The organism is Mycobacterium sp. RTGN6 (genome assembly GCF_033804605.1).
Lineage (GTDB): Bacteria > Actinomycetota > Actinomycetes > Mycobacteriales > Mycobacteriaceae > Mycobacterium.
The window spans coordinates 322968-339425 of record NZ_JAPZKZ010000004.1 but is presented as its reverse complement, the minus strand read 5'-3'; the positions used below and the strand labels follow the sequence as shown (position 1 = coordinate 339425).

Below are 16458 nucleotides of genomic sequence, written 5' to 3'. Positions count from 1 at the left end.
ATGATTGCCGTCACCGCCTGAGCCGGTGGGCGGGCGACGCACGACCGCAATGACAGGAGGTATCGAAGCGTCACACGTACCCTTGGTAGACGTGAAGCCCGTCGTCAGCACGTTGCGCGCACTACGTGCGGCCGTCGTCACGACGGCAGCCCAGGTGCCGCGCCGCAAGATCGCGGCCATCGCCGTGGCGATTGTGATTCTCGTCGCAGTTGCGTTGCTGGTGCCTTTGCCCACCGCGGTGCAGCTCCGGGACTGGGCCACGTCGGTCGGGCCGTGGTTTCCGCTGGCCTTCTTCGTCGCCCACGTGGTGGTGACGATCTTCCCGTTCCCGCGAACCGCGTTCACGCTTGCGGCCGGGCTGCTCTTCGGCCCGCTGCTCGGGGTGTCGCTGGCCGTCGTCGCCAGCACGATCAGCGCGGTCGTCGCACTGCTGCTGGTGCGTGCGGCGGGGTGGCACCTGGACCGACTGGTCAAGCATCCGCGGGTCGACTCGCTCAATGTCCGGCTCGCCGAACGCGGCTGGCCGACGGTGCTATCGATGCGGATGATCCCCGCCGTCCCGTTCTCGGTGCTCAACTACGCGGCCGGCTCATCGGCCGTCCGGGTGGTGCCGTACACGCTGGCCACCTTCGCCGGCTTGCTGCCAGGCACCGCTGCCATCGTCATTCTCGGAGACGCGCTCACCGGCAACGTCAACCCGTTGCTGTTCCTGGTGTCGGTGTGTACCGCGTCCGTCGGCATCGCCGGGCTGGCCTACGAGATTCGGACGCATCGGCGCCACCACCGGCAGCGTCAGATCGACGACGAGCCGTCCGACGACCTAACCGACGGGCCCTTCACCGTCATCGCGCCGTAGACGGCCAACAAGGTGGCGGCCGCCGCGGCATTGCGCCCGAAGTCCCGCGCCCGGACGTGAGCGCCCACGGCGAGCGCGAAGTACACGGTGAGCATGAGAGTCGTCAGCCGGGCAAGGGCAGGTGACCGCGACGCGGATAGCAGTCCAGCCACCGACGCGGCCTTGACCGCTGCCAGGATCCATCGCTTCTGCTTCGGGTATCCGACGTCGTCGAGACACCTGGCGACCGTCCGCACCGGAATGGCCGTGATGACAGCGTCACTGGCCTGCCCCGCTGCGAGCAGCGCGTAGGTCCGCGTCGACGTCAGCGCGCTCACTGACCCGGGGCACCGTGCCTGGGCGGTGGGGGCTGCTGACCGTATTCACCAACCGGCTGCGTCTGCTGGGACAGCGGCGGGTACTGAGGCGGCGGATCGATGGGCGTCCCCGACACGGAACTGCGTGCCTCGGCCTCGGCCTTGGCGACTGCCCGGGCGATCTCGGGGTCGGTCTGAGTGTCGAACCAGGCGGCCACCTCGGCGGTGTCGTCCTCGGGCTTCGGCAGTTCGGTATCGATCGGCGACGGGGTGTACCGGAACACGCCGTCGTCGCCGGGCGCGCCAAGCATCTTGGTGAAGCCTTGCAGCGCGGCGCCGAAGTCGCTTGGCACCAGCCACACCTTGTTGGCCTCGCCCTTGGCCATCAGCGGCAACGTCTGCAGGTACTGGTACGCCAGCATCTCCGGGGTCGGACGTCCGGCCTTGATGGCCGCGAACGTCTTCTCGATGGCCTTGGCCTGGCCTTGGGCGACCAGGTATTGGGCCGCCCGCTCACCCTGGGCGCGCAGCATGCGGGACTGCCGGTCGGCCTCGGCGGCCAGCACCGCCGCCTGCTTGGCGCCCTCGGCGGCCAGAATCTGCGACTGCTTCTGGCCCTCGGCCTGTTTGATCGACGCTTCCCGGGTGCCCTCGGCGGTCAGGATCATGGCGCGCTTCTCGCGCTCTGCCTTCATCTGCTTTTCCATCGACTCCTGGATGGACGGCGGCGGGTCGATGCTGCGGAGTTCGACGCGGGCGACGCGCAGGCCCCAGCGTCCGGTCGCTTCGTCGAGCACGCCGCGCAGCTGCCCATTGATCTGGTCGCGCGACGTCAGGGTCTGCTCCAGCGTCATGCCGCCGACGACGTTGCGCAGCGTCGTGGTGGTGAGCTGCTCGACACCAACGATGTAGTTGCTGATCTGGTAGACGGCCGCCTGCGGATTGGTCACCTGGAAGTAGACGACCGTGTCGATGTTGACCGTCAGGTTGTCCTCGGTGATCACGGGCTGCGGCGGGAACGACACGACCCGCTCGCGCAGGTCGACCCTGGCGCGGATCTTGTCGATGAAGGGCAACAGTAGGGTCAACTGCCCGGAGACGGTCTTGCTGTAGCGGCCCAGACGTTCGATGACCGCGGCCTCAGCCTGCGGTATCAGCGCCACCGACTTGGCCACCACGATGATCGCGAACAGCACTAGCGCTGCCACGAAGATCAAGACGACGACGGTACCTGCATCCATTGACGGTCCTCCCACTAAGACACCAATAAAACTCGGTCAGACACCCCTGAAGACGATCGCTGTCGCGCCGTCGATCCGCATGACGGTGACGTGATCGCCCGATTCGAACACATCGTTGTCGTTGAGGGGGCGCGCCGTCCATACCTCACCGTCAAGTTTCACCTGGCCCTCGTGCCGCGACACCGTGTCCAGCACCAGAGCGCTCTTCCCTTCGAGCTCCTTGGCGCGCTCCAACAGCCCGGTACCCGCGGCGAACCTGCGTCGCAGGGCGGGTCGCACCAGCACCAGAAGGAGCATCGATACGACGGCAAACACGACACCGTCGATCCAGAGTTCGTCGAACACCAGGCTGGACCCGGCGGCTGCCAACGCGCCGCCACTGATCATCAGCAAGAACAGGTCGCCGGTCAGCACTTCGGCGCCCGCAAGGGCGAGCGCCACGACGAGCCAGATCAGTGGGACCCACGTCATGAGCACACCTTAGCGCGAAGCGGGCCAGCCCAGCCCTCAACAACTACACTGCGAGCATCATGTGGTGCTCGAGTGTTTCGCTATCGGTGTGGGCCAACGCTTGGCTCGCAGGCGCAGCTGCGCCGGATGACGTCCTTGACGCGCTATCACTCTGGGCGCCAAGGCATTCCGTCACGGCCTACGATTCCGTGGCCGCGCTGGGCACCGGGCTGCCGTGGCCCGACCTGACCGACGCAGGCGCGGTCTCGCTGCTGCAGACGATGCGCACGGCGGCCGGGCCGTCGTCCGGCGGGCCCGTCATCGCGGTGGCGCTGCCGATTCCCGGGGACATCCGCGGCCTCGCAGCGGGTACCCAGTTTCAGGCCGACGCGGTGACGGCGGGTGAGGCGATCATCGTGGCGCGCGACGGGGCGGACGGAGTCGGCCTCGTTCCCGACTTCGTCTACGACGATGACGACGACCCCGACTACGACCCCGAACCCCGCGCGCTGTCGTGGACGGTCTACTCCCTGAGCCAAGCGCCCGTCGAGCAGCACCTCGACCTCGGGCAGGCGGAGTACGACCTGCGCGCGGCCGTCCGGTCGGCCGCCGACGCGCTGGGCACGCTGCGCGCCGGGGCAGGTGGCGCCGACGTCGCCGATCCCCGCGGCATGGTCGAGCAAATCCTCGAGACCACCCGGCTGCACCGCGCACCCGACCACGCGCCCGAGCGGGCCATGCGCGTGTTGGAGAACGCCGCGCACGTCGACGCGATCATCACCGTCAGTGCCGGCCTGATGCCGATCGGATTGCAGTCGTCCTCGGAGCTACAGATGGCCAACGACGCATTGCGGCCGCTGGCGGGCGTGGTGCGTTCAGCACGGCTGGCCGCCGTCAGCGCAATCCTGCATTCGGCGTGGCGGGGTTGAGCTCCACACCGCAGCAGTCGGGCGAGCACGGCGCCCCGTTCACGCTGAGCCCGTAGCCGGGCACCGGGTCTGATCCGACGACTCGGGCGGCGGGCGTTCCGTCGCTGAGCTCGTCGATGAGCCCGGCGACCAACTCGGCGAAGCGTGGGTCCGCATTGGGGGTGGCCGCGCGGGCCAGCACGACACCCTCGGCGTCGGCCTGCTCCTTCAGTTCGTTGTCCAGGTCCCACACCACCTCGATGTGGTCGGCGACGAACCCGATGGGACAGACGATCACCGCCTTGGCCCCCGCCTTCGCTAGTGCCGAAAGATGCTCGCCCACATCTGGTTCCAGCCACGGAACGTGGGGCGGCCCGGAGCGCGACTGCCACACCTGGTCGTAGGTCTGGTAGCCGGCGGCCGCCGCGACGAGCCGGGACGCGTACGCCACTTGTCTGCTGTAGAGCCGCGGACCGCATCGTTCGTCGGCGGCCAGCGGGATCGAGTGTGCGGTGAACACCAATCGGGCGTCGCCGCGTTGGTCCTCCGGCAGCGTCGCGGCGGCAGCGGCGATGCCGTCGGCGAACATCTCCACGAACAGCGGATGGTCGAAGAACTGGCGGAGTTTGACGAGTTCCGGTGCGTTCGCCCCGACCGCCGCCCGCGCCCCCGCGATGTCTTCGAGGTACTGGCCGCAGCTCGAGTAGCCGCCCCATGCCGAGGTCGCGAACACCGCGGCGCGCCGGATGCCGTCATCGCGCATCTGGGCCACCGTGTCACCGACGTAGGGAGCCCAGTTGCGGTTGCCGAAGTAGATCGGGAGTGGGCGACCGCGTCGATCGAGTTCGAGTCGGATCTGTTCGATCAGGGCGCGGTTGAGGCCGTTGATCGGTGAGACCCCGCCGAAGTGCAGGTAGTGCTGCGCCACGTCGTCGAGCCGCTCCGGCGGAACGTTGCGCCCCCTGGTGACGTTCTCCAGGAACGGCCGCACCTGCTCCGGGCCCTCCGGGCCACCGAAGGACAGCAGCAGGACGGCATCGAAGTCCATTTGCTAGAGCAGCTGCGTGTGCGCGCCGCCGTCGGCGTAGACGATGGTGCCGGTGGTCGCGGGCAACCAGTCGGAAAGCAAGGCGCACACCGTCTTCGCAACCGGTGTCGGGTCCTTCATGTTCCAGCCGACGGGTGCGCGCTGATCCCAGCCCTCCTCGAGCAGACGCATCTGGTCGCCTGCCTCTGCACCGAGCGCACCACCGACGATGGCGCTCATCGCCAGCGTGCGGATCGGGCCTGCGGCAACGAGATTCGACCGCACACCGAACTGGCCGGCCTCACGCGCGACGAACCGGTTCACCGACTCGAGTGCGCTCTTGGCGACCGTCATCCAGTTGTAGGCCGGCATCGCGCGCGTGGGGTCGAAGTCCATTCCGACGATCGAGCCGCCGGAATTCATCACCGGCAGCGCAGCCTTCGCCAACGACGCGTAGGAGTAGGCCGAGATGTGGATGCCCTTGGAGACGTCTTCGTACGGCGCGTCGAAGAACGGGTTGATGCCCATGCCGGTCTGCGGCATGAAGCCGATGGAGTGCACGACGCCGTCGATCTTGTTGCCCTCGCCGATGACGTCGGTGATTCGGTCGGCGAGCGTGTCGAGGTGCTCGGAGTTCTGCACGTCGAGTTCGAGCAGCGGTGCCGGCTTCGGCAACCGGTCGGCGATGCGCTGGATCAGCCGCAGCCGGTCGAAGCCGGTCAGCACCAGCTCAGCACCCGACTCCTGCGCCACCTTGGCGATGTGAAATGCAATCGAGGCGTCGGTGATGATGCCCGTGACGAGAATCCGCTTGCCCTCGAGAAGCCCTGCCATGTGTTGTCCTTTCTAGTGGCCCATGCCCATGCCGCCATCGACAGGGATCACCGCACCCGCGATGTAGCTCGCATCCTCGGACGCCAGGAAGCTGACCGCGCCGGCGACCTCCTCGGCGGTGCCGACCCGCTTCGCCGGGATGAACTCAAGCGCCCCCGCCTGAATCCGATCGTCCAGTGCGCGGGTCATCTCGGTGTCGATGTAGCCGGGCGCCACCACGTTCGCGGTGACCCCGGCCTTGGACAGCTCTCGGGAGATCGAGCGGGCCATGCCAATCAGGCCGGCCTTGGAGGCCGCGTAGTTGGCCTGGTTGCCGATGCCCCAACTGCCGGAGACCGAACCCACGAAGATGATCCGGCCGAACCGCCTGCGCTGCATGCTGCGCGACGCCCGCTGGGCCACCCGGAACGCCCCGGTGAGGTTGGCGTCGATGACCTTCTCGAACCTCTCCTCGGTCATCCGGATCAGGAACGCGTCCGCGGAGATGCCGGCATTGGACACCAGCACTTCCACCGCACCCTGGTGCTCCTCGACCTCCGTGAACGCGCGATCGACGGCCTCGTTGTCGGTGACGTCGCACTCGACGCCGAAAAGCCCCTCTGGCGCGCCCGATCCGCGGTGCGTGACGGCGACCTTGTGCCCGTCGGCCGCGAGCCGCTGGGCGATCGCGAGGCCGATGCCACGGTTGCCGCCCGTGACGAGGACGGAGCGCGAAACGAACTCAGGCATGCCCGCCAACCTATCGTCTCGGCCGCGCCGGGCCGAAATCGGCATTCGGTGGGCAGGAGCGCAGCGACCCGGGTATGTGTCAGCTAGCCGGGCAGGCGCCGGTTGATCAGCAGGGCCGCCAGCGCGGCCAACGCCAGCACGAGCGAGCCGAGCCGCAACCAGCCGACGCTCGCATCACCGGGGATCGTCTCGTAGCCGATCTGTTCCTGCAGCGAGGTGAAGACCTCTTTGAGCTGTTCGAGGCTCGACGCCGTGTAGGCGTCACCGCCCGACAGTTTGGCGATCTGCTTCAGCATTTCGTCGTCGACGGGGACGGGCTGCTTCTGGTCGTTGATGTCGACGGTTCCGTACGGCGTGCCGAACGAGACGGTGGAGATCGGGACACCCTGATCCTTTGCCGTGCGCGCGGCGGTGTAGGCGCCCTTCGGGTTGTCCGGGTTCGACGGCACCGTTTCCTTGCCGTCCGACATCAGCACGATGCGCGCCGGAGGTGGCTCGTCGCCGCCCCCGATGACGGCCCCCACGGTGGCGATCGCCTGCAGCGCTGTGAAGATGCCCTCACCGGTCGCGGTGCGGTCGGCCAGTTGCAGCTTGTCGATGGCCGCCTTGCTGGCGTCCCGGTTGGTGGTCGGCTGCACCAGCACGGTGGCCGTGCCCGCATAGGCGATGAGACCGAGGTTGATTCCGGGAGTCAACTGCTCGGCGAACTGCTTGGCTGCCTCCTGCGCCGCGACCAGCCGGCTCGGCGACACGTCGGTGGCTCGCATCGACTGCGAAACGTCGATCACGAGCATCACCACCGCGCGGTTTCGCGGAATGCGCACGTCGTGCGTGGGCCCCGCCATGGCCACGGTGAACAACGTCAGTGCCGACACCAGCAGGATGGCCGGCAGATGACGCCAGCGGTTGGGCCGCTTCGGCGCAACGCTCTCCAGCAGCTCCATGTTGGCGAAGCGCAGGATGCGCTTGTGGCGGGCCGTCTGCACGATGACGTACAGGCCGACCAGTGCGAGCACCACGAACAGGAACAGCAGGAACCACGGATACTTGAAACCCGACAGGGACATCGGCCCCAACAGCGGTAAAGTCATGTGCAGCTTGTCATTTCAGTCTCGTCGGTTTCAGTTCGGTCCGGCGCTCATCGCAAGGCCCCGCGACGGCGGCTGGCCACGAACTTCACCACGTCGGCGATCCAGTCCCTGTCGGTGCGCAGGGTCAGCAGGGGTGCGTCACAACGGCGCAGCGTGCGCGCCACTTCGGCGCGGTGGCCTGCAGCGGCCCTGGCGAAGTCGGATTGCAGCTGAGCGTCGACGGTGAACTCGCGCGTCTTCCCCGTCTCGGTGTCCTGCAGGATGACGTCGCCGACGTCGGGCAGTTCGACGTCACGGGGATCGATGATCTCGATGCCGAGCACCTCGTGCCGCCCGGCGATCGCCCGAAGTGGGCGCATCCAGTTGATCGGGCCGAGGAAGTCGCTGATGATCACCGCCATGCCGCGCCGCCGCTCGGGCCTACGCAACGCATCGATGGCGGCGGCCAGGTCGCCACGTACGCCTATCGGCGCCTTGGGCATCGTGGCGATCGTGCGCAGCATCTCCTGCTCGTGCATGCGGCCCGACAGCGCCGGGACGCGCCGCACGGAGTCACCGTTGGCAATGATGGCGCCGATCCGGTTGCCGCCCCCGCTGTTGAGGAACGTGATCGCCGCGACGGCCGCCACGGCCAGGTCACGCTTCTCGCAGCCAGTGGTGCCGAAGTCGAGGCTGGCCGACATGTCGACCACCAGCCAGGTCTCTAGCTCCCGGTCGGCGATCATCTGCCGCACGTGCGGATGCGTGGTGCGGGCGGTCACCGACCAGTCCATGCGACGCACGTCGTCGCCGGGCTGGTAGACGCGTGACTCCCCCGGCTCGGAGCCCGGCCCGGGAATCAGCCCCTGATGATCACCGTGCAAGACGCCGTCGAGCTTGCGGCGCACCGTCAGCTCGAGCTTGCGCAGGGCCGCCGAGAGCGCGGGGTCGCGAATCTCCCCGCGCTGCAGGGACGGCAGATCGACCGTCCGCTTTGGCGAGTCGGTCACCGACCGCTAGCCGCAGCCGCCGCGGCGGGCATCGCAGGCGGGACCGAATGGCCTTGCTGCGCAATGGCATTCACCTGCGGCAGGGCAACGGTCTGCAGAATCCGGCTGACCACCGTCTCCGCGGTGATCTCGTCGGCCAACGCATCGTAGGTGAGCACCAGACGGTGGCGGAGCACGTCGGGGATGACCTCGACCACGTCCTGCGGGATCACGTAGTCGCGCCCGCGAATGAGCGCCAGCGCACGCGAGGCGGCGATGATGCCCAGCGAGGCGCGCGGCGAGGCGCCGTACGCGATCCACGACTTGGCGTCGGGCATGCCGAACTTCTCGGGCTCACGCGTCGCGGTCACGACGCGAACGACGTAGTCGACCAACGCATGGTGCACGAAGATGTTCGACGCGACGTCCTGCAGACGAAGCAGATCGGCGGTGGCGAGGATCTGCTTCGGGGTGGGCGGGGTGACACCCATCCGGTAGATGATCTCGCGCTCTTCCTCGGGCGTGGGGTAGTCGACGTTGAGCTTGAACAGGAAGCGGTCGCGTTGCGCTTCTGGCAGCTGGTAGACGCCCTCCTGCTCGATCGGGTTCTGGGTGGCCATGACCAGGAACGGGCTAGGCAGCGGGAACGTCTTGCCGCCGATCGACACCTTGCGCTCGGCCATGACCTCGAGCAGCGCGGACTGCACCTTGGCGGGCGCGCGGTTGATCTCGTCGGCGAGCAGGAAGTTGACCATCACGGGGCCGATCTCGGTGTCGAACTCCTCCTTGCCGACCCGGTAGATGCGGGTACCGACGATGTCAGTAGGCACCAGGTCGGGCGTGAACTGGATGCGGGCGAACGTGCCACCGACGACCTTGGCGAAGGTCTCCACTGCCAGCGTCTTGGCGACGCCGGGGACGCCTTCAAGCAGCACGTGTCCCTTGGCCAGCAGGCCAACGAGCATCCGCTCGACGAGCAGGTCCTGGCCGACGATGATGCGCTTGACCTCGAAGATCGCGCGCTCCAGAGTGTGCACCTCGCTCTGCAGGCCCCCGCCGGTCGGCGCGGACTGCGGGGGGCCGGGAGGAAAACCCTGCGCCGGGCCCGGGCCGGGATAGCCTCCGGTGCCCTGCGGCGGCCCACTCGGTGACGTCATTCAGTTTCCTCCCACACTGGTTTTCAGCGGATCACTTCTCCACTGCTGGTCAAACGGGCGGCCGAGCCTGCGGCTCGACACCCTTCGTCAACTATTCCAGGCAGTTCGGAATCCGTCGACGTCGCCTGCGAGCTATCAGATTCCCCTCAGGATTCGATGATGCGCGCTAGGTAGGGCTGCAGCCCGGACATCCGCACCGGACTGACCGTCACTTTGCCTGCGCTTCCCGACGCTTCGAGCATCTTTCCGCCGCCAAGGTAGATCGCGACGTGCTGGCTGCCGCCGGGACCCCAGAACAAGAGATCGCCCCGCTTGGCTTGCGACTGCGGCACCTTGCGGCCGGTGTTGTATTGATCGCCGGAGAACTTCGGGATCTGGACTCCGACCCCCGCGAACGCGTAGCGGGTGAAGCCCGAGCAGTCATAGCCGATCTTGCCCGCGTCGGAGTCGACGCCCTCGCTTGGCCCGTTCAGTGCGCCGCCGCCCCACGAGTACGGCACGCCCATCTGTGAGCCACCCCGACGGATCACGTACTCGATGGCCGCAGGGCCGCGCACTCGTCCGCCCGGCAGCGCCGACGGCGCGCTGCCGCCAAGCCCGATGCTGGACAGGAATTGCTGACCGAGACTCTGTGTGGTCTGCAGCGCGAGCTGGCTGACTTGGAACGACGCGTTCGCGATGGCGACGGGATCACCGGGTGCGCCCGAACTGACGATCTTGGGCAGCGACGGATCCCACTGACCGTCGTCGGGGTCGGCCGCCGCCGTCGCCGCGACTCCCATCGCGAGTGCGAGCGTGACCAGCAGCGGCGCAAAGACTTTGACGCAGCGACGGAGGACCGAGGGCAAGGAAACCACCATTAGTATTCGATGTAGCGGACCACGTACGGCGTCATGCCGCTCGTGCGGACCGGGGAGACCTTGACGGTCGAACCGGTGTACGGCGCCTCGAGCATCTGCCCGTTGCCGAGGTAGAGCGCGACGTGCTGGCTGCCGCCGGGGCCGTAGAAGATGACGTCACCGCGGCGCGCCTGCGATGTCGGGATCTTGCGGCCCATGTCGTACTGCGACCCGGAGTAGTGCGGCAGCTTGATGCCGACGCCGGCGAATGCGTAGAGGATGAGCCCCGAGCAGTCGAAACCCGTTGTGCCCGCGCCGGAGTCGATGCCCCTGCTGGGGCCGACGGCGTTTCCACCACCCCACGAGTACGGCACACCCATCTGCGAGCCTGCCCGCTGGATGACGTACTCCGAGGCCTGCCTGCCGTAGACGCGCGGGATCGCCCCGTTGGTGTAACCGGTTGGGGTGGGCGCTAGTCCGAGCTTCTGCAGGAAGCTCTGACCCATCTGCTGGGTGGCCTGCGCCGAGCTCGTCGCGATGCCAAGGAGCGTATTGATGATCGCCACCGGGTCGCCGCTGACGAGCGCACTGGGGATCGCGGGCAGCGTGGGATCCCACGCTGTGTCCCAGTTGGCTCCCCGAGGCGCGGATGCAGCCGGTTCGCGATCCCAGTCGGCCGCCGGTGCTGCCGGGGTGCCGGACGGAGCCGCAACCGGAGCGCCACCCGCCGGCGCCGACCACTGGCGGGCCGCCTCGAGCTTGGCCTGCGCGGAGGTCCGTTCGGCGGTGAGTCGGCTCAGCTCGGCCTGCTGGGCACCGAACGTCTGCTGCGCCTGGGTGAGCGCCGAGACGGCGGCGTCCTGACTCGACTGCGCTGCGACGAGCGCCTGGTCTGCGTTCTGCTTGGCCAGCCGCGCGGCGGACTCCTTGTTCACCAATTCCGTTCGGGCCCGCTGCAAGTCGGTGATCGACTGCTGCATGCTGATCGCCAACGCCTGGCCCGCCGACGCGGTTTTGATGACGTCGGCGGGATCGCTTGCGGTGACATAGGACGCCGACGGCCCGTTGACGTAGGCCGACGAGGCGAACTGGTCGAAGCGCTGCTGCGAGGCCGAGATGGCGGCGTTGGCGCCCTTGAGCTCGGCCTGGATGGTGTCGACGGCCTGCTGCGCCGCGGCGGCGGCGTCACGCGCGTTCTGGACGTCGACGAGTGACTTGTTGACGCTCTCCTGTTGAGCCTGGATCGCAGCGCCGAGGTCCTGTAGCTCCTGATTGACGTTGGCAACCTCAGCGACGAGCCCCGCGATGCCGTCGGCCCCGCCCGGTTCGGCGACGGCGTTCCCAGGGCCAACGAAGACCGAGGCGAGGAGTACGCCAAACGCGAGCGAACCTACGCCGACGCGGCCACACAGCCGGAAGGCCGAGGCGCGAAAGGTGCGTCTCATTGGACTGAGGTCTCCTAGGGCTCGACGCGAACGTGGCCGGCACATTCGTTGTGGCCTGCCGCTGGAGTCACATGAGTCCCAAAAGCCCCAACTGCAACAGCAGGCACCTTCTGCACCGTACGTCACATCAAGCGGCAATGAAACGTTCGTAACGAATTACAAAGCTGTAATTGAATCGAGTGTTATCGAATGGTGATGTTGAATTCGCGCGACTGCGCTTTCGCCTTAGTTTGGAGGCGGCACAAGCGATTCAGAAACCGGGGCCCGCTTGGCCCGTACCTGCAGCATTCGGGTGGCGACGGCGGCCAATGCGACCCCGAGCACCACCACGATCGTGAATGGCGTCCACGGAAAGTGCGGCGTGGTCAACTCGGTGACGAAATTCTGCGACGCGAGCACCGGATTTCCAGGGACCTTGGCCATGTCCTGGCCGGCCTCGAGGGTGACGCGGTCGTACGTCGAACTGTAGGTGCCCGCGAACGTCGGACTGATGACGAGCACCGTGGACTCCGGATAGGCGTCCCCGACCGCGGTGGCGACGTCGCGCAACGGAGTGTCGATGGGCGGGTTCTCGGCTAGCACGACGACCTTGAGGTCGATGCCCTTCTGCCGGGCCTCGGCGACCACCTGAGGCAGCCCCTTGGTGGCTTCGCCGGCAGGCGCGCTGACCCCGCCCTCGCGTACGTCCGTGATGACCTTCGCCATGCACACGTCCACCGGAGTGGTCGTGGGAGGAAGCCCCACGGTGTCGCAGACCTGGTTGGGGATGAACAACGGAAGGCCCGGAGTCGTCACCCGTCAGACGGTACGCGAGCGCCCGTATCAGGACTGGCAGCACTCGCGGATGAGGACAAGACTGGACCGGAGCCTGGTCGTTAACAGGACAAGCGTACTGTTAGAATCAGCACCGCCGCCGACACAGCCCGTCGCGGCGACAACCAAATCGGGAGTTGATGTGAGCAGCGTTAATTCATTCTCCGCGCGCGACGACTTGAAGGTCGGCGACCAGAGTTACGAGATCTACCGACTGGACGCAGTGCCGGGTACCGAGAACCTGCCCTACAGCCTCAAGGTGCTTGCCGAGAACCTGCTGCGCACCGAGGACGGCGCCAACATCACCAAGGAGCACATCGAGGCCATCGCGAACTGGGATCCCGAGGCCGACCCGAGCGTCGAGATCCAGTTCACCCCAGCCCGGGTGATCATGCAGGACTTCACCGGCGTGCCGTGCATCGTCGACCTGGCCACCATGCGCGAGGCCGTCGGCGCCCTCGGCGGCGATCCCAACAAGGTCAACCCGCTCGCGCCCGCCGAGATGGTGATCGACCACTCCGTGATCGTCGACGTCTTCGGCAACGCAGGCGCGTTCGAACGCAACGTCGACATCGAGTACTCCCGCAACGGCGAGCGCTACCAATTCTTGCGCTGGGGCCAGGGCGCCTTCGACGACTTCAAGGTGGTGCCGCCCGGCACGGGCATCGTGCACCAGGTCAACATCGAGTACCTCGCCCGCACCGTGATGGTCCGCGACGGCGTGGCCTACCCCGACACCTGCGTCGGCACCGACAGCCACACCACGATGGTCAACGGCCTCGGCGTGCTGGGCTGGGGCGTCGGCGGCATCGAGGCCGAGGCCGCCATGCTCGGCCAGCCCGTCTCGATGCTCATCCCTCGCGTCGTCGGGTTCAAGCTGACTGGCGAGATCAAGCCTGGCGTGACCGCCACCGACGTCGTGCTGACCGTCACCGAGATGCTGCGCAAGCACGGCGTGGTCGGCAAGTTCGTCGAGTTCTACGGCGCGGGCGTCGCCGAGGTGCCGCTGGCCAACCGCGCCACGCTCGGCAACATGAGCCCCGAATTCGGCTCCACCGCAGCCATCTTCCCGATCGACGAGGTGACCGTCGACTACCTGCGCCTGACCGGTCGCACCGAGGAGCAACTGGCGCTCGTCGAGGCCTACGCCAAGGTGCAGGGCATGTGGCACGACGCCAGCCGGGAGCCGAAGTTCTCCGAGTACCTCGAACTCGACCTCGGCGACGTCGTGCCGTCCATCGCGGGGCCCAAGCGCCCGCAGGACCGAATCCTGCTGTCGGAATCGAAGATCGCGTTCCGCAAGGACATTCACAACTACGTCGAAGAACAACACCCGACGCCCGAGACCAAGCTCGACGAGGCCGTCGACGAGTCCTTCCCGGCCAGCGATTCGGTGTCGCTGTCCTTCGCCGACGACGACGCCGTCGAGGTGCAGTCGGCGGCCAACGGTTCCCACGGCCGGCCGTCCAAGCCGGTCAGGGTCAAGTCCGACGAACAAGGTGAGTTCGTGCTGGACCACGGTGCCGTCGTGGTCGCCGCGATCACGTCCTGCACCAACACCTCCAATCCGTCGGTGATGCTCGGCGCGGCACTGCTGGCCCGCAATGCAGTCGAGAAGGGACTGACGTCCAAGCCGTGGGTGAAGACGTCGATGGCACCGGGCTCCCAGGTGGTCAGCGATTACTACGAGAAGGCCGGGGTGTGGCCCTACCTGGAGAAGCTGGGCTTCTTCCTGGTGGGTTACGGCTGCACCACCTGCATCGGCAACACCGGCCCGCTACCCGAGGCCATCTCGAAGGCCATCAACGAAGAAGACCTCACCGTCACGGCGGTGCTCTCGGGCAACCGGAACTTCGAAGGCCGCATCTCCCCCGACGTCAAGATGAACTACCTGGCCTCCCCGCCGCTGGTCATCGCCTACGCACTCGCGGGCACCATGGACTTCGACTTCGAGACCGAGCCGCTCGGCCAGGACAATGACGGCAAAGACGTGTTCCTGAAGGACATCTGGCCGTCGTCGAAGGAGATCTCCGACGTCATCGCGTCGTCGATCAACCAGAAGATGTTCACCGACAGCTACGCCGACGTCTTCAAGGGCGACGAGCGCTGGCGGAACCTGCCCACCCCGGAGGGCAAGACGTTCGACTGGGACCCGAAGTCGACCTACGTCCGCAAGCCTCCGTACTTCGACGGCATGCCCGCCGAGCCCGCACCCGTCACCGACATCTCGGGCGCCAGAGTGCTTGCGCTACTTGGCGACTCGGTGACCACGGACCACATCTCGCCGGCAGGCAACATCAAGGCCGGCACGCCCGCGGCGCAGTACCTCGAGGAGAACGGCGTCGACAAGAAGGACTACAACTCCTACGGTTCGCGACGCGGCAACCACGAGGTGATGATCCGCGGCACGTTCGCCAACATCCGGCTCAAGAACCAGCTACTCGACGACGTCTCGGGCGGCTACACCCGCGACTTCACCCAGGACGGCGGGCCGCAGGCCTTCATCTACGATGCCGCGCAAAACTATGCGGCGCAAGGCATTCCGCTGGTGGTGCTGGGCGGCAAGGAATACGGGTCGGGGTCGTCGCGAGACTGGGCAGCCAAGGGCACCAGCCTGCTTGGCGTGCGCGCGGTCATCACCGAATCGTTCGAGCGCATCCACCGGTCCAACCTGATCGGCATGGGCGTGGTCCCGCTGCAGTTCCCCGCGGGTGAGTCGGCGTCGTCGCTCAAGCTGGACGGGACCGAGACGTTCGACATCACGGGGGTCGAAGCCCTCAACGAGGGCAAGACGCCGAAGACCATGCACGTCACGGCGACCAAGCAGGACGGTTCCAAGGTCGAGTTCGACGCGGTGGTCCGGATCGACACCCCAGGCGAGGCCGACTACTACCGCAACGGCGGCATTCTGCAGTACGTGCTGCGCAACATGCTGAAGTCGAACTGACGGCGACGATTCACCAGCGAGCAGAGAGCGCAGCGCGTTGCCTCGGGTGACCGACGACCATCTGGCGGCCCGCCGCCGTCAGATTCTCGACGGCGCGCGCCGGTGCTTCGCGGAGTATGGATACGACAAGGCGACCGTGCGGCGGCTCGAGCAGACCATCGGGCTGTCGCGCGGCGCCATCTTCCATCACTTCCGCGACAAGGACACCTTGTTCTTCGAGCTCGCCCGCGAGGATGCGGGCCGGATGGCCGAAGTGGCGTCTCGGGAGGGGCTCATCCAGGTGATGCGGGACCTGCTCGCCGCGCCCGACCAGTTCGACTGGCTGACCACCAGGCTCGAGATCGCACGCAAGCTGCGCAACGACCCGGTCTTTCACCAAGGGTGGGCGGAGCGCTCCGCTGAGCTTTACACGGCCACCACGGAACGCCTGCAGCGGCAGAAGCAGGCCGGCCGCCTGCGCGACGACGTGCCGTCGGCCGTCCTGCAGACCTACCTCGACTTGGTGCTCGACGGCTTGGTGTCGCGGTTGGCCTCCGGCGATGATCCGGAGAAGCTCAGCGCGGTGCTCGATCTGGTCGAGGCTTCCGTGCGTCACGACAATTGACGTCCAGGCAAATTAGCGCGCCGCAGGGCACCAGCCGAAACGTTAGCGTCGGGCACGGTGGTTGGGCCCACCCCGGCTGCGCATGGTGGCGCCCGCCTCGCGCAGCATGCCGTGTATCGAACCGTAGGACCTACCGGTGGACGCCACCAAAGCCCTGATGCTGGCACCGTTTTCGTATGCGCTTCGCAGCTCGTTGAGCAACTGCTCACGCGATTCGTTCGTTTGCGTATCCGTCATACGACATCTCCCCACT

Annotated in this window: 17 protein-coding genes; 4 read left to right on the top strand and 13 right to left on the bottom strand. The window is 67.2% G+C overall.

Translation table 11 applies throughout. The features are described from left to right. Positions 1–91: 91 nt before the first annotated feature. Positions 92–856, top strand: a complete 765-nt coding sequence (locus SLQ33_RS12540) for a TVP38/TMEM64 family protein (protein WP_319454156.1) — start codon at positions 92–94, stop codon at positions 854–856. On the opposite strand, the gene SLQ33_RS12535 is transcribed toward SLQ33_RS12540, so the two are convergent. Genes SLQ33_RS12535 through SLQ33_RS12525 form a run of 3 tightly spaced genes read right to left on the bottom strand, consistent with a single transcriptional unit; the run spans position 793 to position 2864 of the window. After that, positions 793–1173, bottom strand: a complete 381-nt coding sequence (locus tag SLQ33_RS12535) for a DoxX family protein (protein WP_319454155.1) — start codon at positions 1171–1173, stop codon at positions 793–795. The genes SLQ33_RS12540 and SLQ33_RS12535 overlap by 64 nt on opposite strands. After that, entirely contained in the window at positions 1170–2393 is a 1224-nt protein-coding gene (locus SLQ33_RS12530) for an SPFH domain-containing protein (protein ID WP_319454154.1), read from the bottom strand. Before SLQ33_RS12530 ends, SLQ33_RS12535 begins: the two co-directional genes overlap by 4 nt. A 36-nt stretch (positions 2394–2429) precedes the next feature. Beyond that, positions 2430–2864: an NfeD family protein gene (locus SLQ33_RS12525; protein ID WP_319454153.1), complete on the bottom strand. Its 435-nt coding sequence runs from the start codon at positions 2862–2864 to the stop codon at positions 2430–2432. Between the two features lie 59 nt (positions 2865–2923). On the opposite strand from SLQ33_RS12525, the gene SLQ33_RS12520 reads away from it, so the two are divergent. Continuing rightward, positions 2924–3772: a hypothetical protein gene (locus SLQ33_RS12520; RefSeq protein WP_319454152.1), complete on the top strand. Its 849-nt coding sequence runs from the start codon at positions 2924–2926 to the stop codon at positions 3770–3772. On the opposite strand, the gene SLQ33_RS12515 is transcribed toward SLQ33_RS12520, so the two are convergent. From SLQ33_RS12515 to SLQ33_RS12475, 9 genes are all read right to left on the bottom strand, one after another. Then, a complete protein-coding gene (locus tag SLQ33_RS12515; protein WP_319454151.1) occupies positions 3738–4799 on the bottom strand; it encodes a ferrochelatase in 1062 nt (353 codons plus the stop codon). The two genes, SLQ33_RS12520 and SLQ33_RS12515, sit on opposite strands and share 35 nt — an antisense overlap. Before the next feature lie 3 nt (positions 4800–4802). Continuing rightward, the gene (gene inhA / locus SLQ33_RS12510) at positions 4803–5612 is read right to left on the bottom strand and encodes an NADH-dependent enoyl-ACP reductase InhA (protein ID WP_319454150.1); all 810 of its coding nucleotides are present in this window, start codon (positions 5610–5612) and stop codon (positions 4803–4805) included. Between the two features lie 12 nt (positions 5613–5624). Then, the gene (fabG1, locus tag SLQ33_RS12505; RefSeq protein WP_319454149.1) at positions 5625–6341 is read right to left on the bottom strand and encodes a 3-oxoacyl-ACP reductase FabG1; all 717 of its coding nucleotides are present in this window, start codon (positions 6339–6341) and stop codon (positions 5625–5627) included. 83 nt (positions 6342–6424) lie between these two features. After that, positions 6425–7432, bottom strand: a complete 1008-nt coding sequence (locus SLQ33_RS12500) for a VWA domain-containing protein (protein ID WP_319454148.1) — start codon at positions 7430–7432, stop codon at positions 6425–6427. A 47-nt stretch (positions 7433–7479) separates the two neighbouring features. Then, positions 7480–8421, bottom strand: a complete 942-nt coding sequence (locus tag SLQ33_RS12495; RefSeq protein WP_319454147.1) for a DUF58 domain-containing protein — start codon at positions 8419–8421, stop codon at positions 7480–7482. After that, the gene (locus SLQ33_RS12490) at positions 8418–9557 is read right to left on the bottom strand and encodes a MoxR family ATPase (protein ID WP_319454146.1); all 1140 of its coding nucleotides are present in this window, start codon (positions 9555–9557) and stop codon (positions 8418–8420) included. The genes SLQ33_RS12495 and SLQ33_RS12490 overlap by 4 nt, the downstream gene beginning before the upstream one ends. 146 nt (positions 9558–9703) lie before the next feature. Further along, positions 9704–10417, bottom strand: coding sequence for an NlpC/P60 family peptidoglycan endopeptidase RipB (ripB, locus tag SLQ33_RS12485; RefSeq protein WP_413467637.1), 714 nt, complete (start codon positions 10415–10417; stop codon positions 9704–9706). Further along, a complete protein-coding gene (ripA, locus tag SLQ33_RS12480) occupies positions 10417–11841 on the bottom strand; it encodes an NlpC/P60 family peptidoglycan endopeptidase RipA (protein WP_319454145.1) in 1425 nt (474 codons plus the stop codon). The genes ripB and ripA overlap by 1 nt, the downstream gene beginning before the upstream one ends. A 225-nt stretch (positions 11842–12066) precedes the next feature. Continuing rightward, on the bottom strand, positions 12067–12636 hold the full coding sequence (locus SLQ33_RS12475; RefSeq protein WP_319454144.1) for a DUF6676 family protein: 570 nt from the start codon (positions 12634–12636) through the stop codon (positions 12067–12069). A gap of 160 nt (positions 12637–12796) precedes the next feature. Between SLQ33_RS12475 and acnA the strand changes: the two genes are divergently transcribed. Next, complete coding sequence (gene acnA, locus SLQ33_RS12470; protein WP_319454143.1) at positions 12797–15601, top strand: aconitate hydratase AcnA; 2805 nt, start codon at positions 12797–12799, stop codon at positions 15599–15601. Between the two features lie 37 nt (positions 15602–15638). Further along, a complete protein-coding gene (locus SLQ33_RS12465) occupies positions 15639–16205 on the top strand; it encodes a helix-turn-helix domain-containing protein (protein ID WP_319454142.1) in 567 nt (188 codons plus the stop codon). Between the two features lie 42 nt (positions 16206–16247). Here the strand turns inward: SLQ33_RS12465 and SLQ33_RS12460 are convergent, their stop codons facing one another. After that, positions 16248–16442 carry a helix-turn-helix domain-containing protein gene (locus SLQ33_RS12460; protein WP_319454141.1) on the bottom strand — a complete coding sequence of 65 codons (195 nt, stop codon included), beginning with the start codon at positions 16440–16442 and terminating at the stop codon, positions 16248–16250. Between the last annotated feature and the right edge of the window lie 16 nt (positions 16443–16458).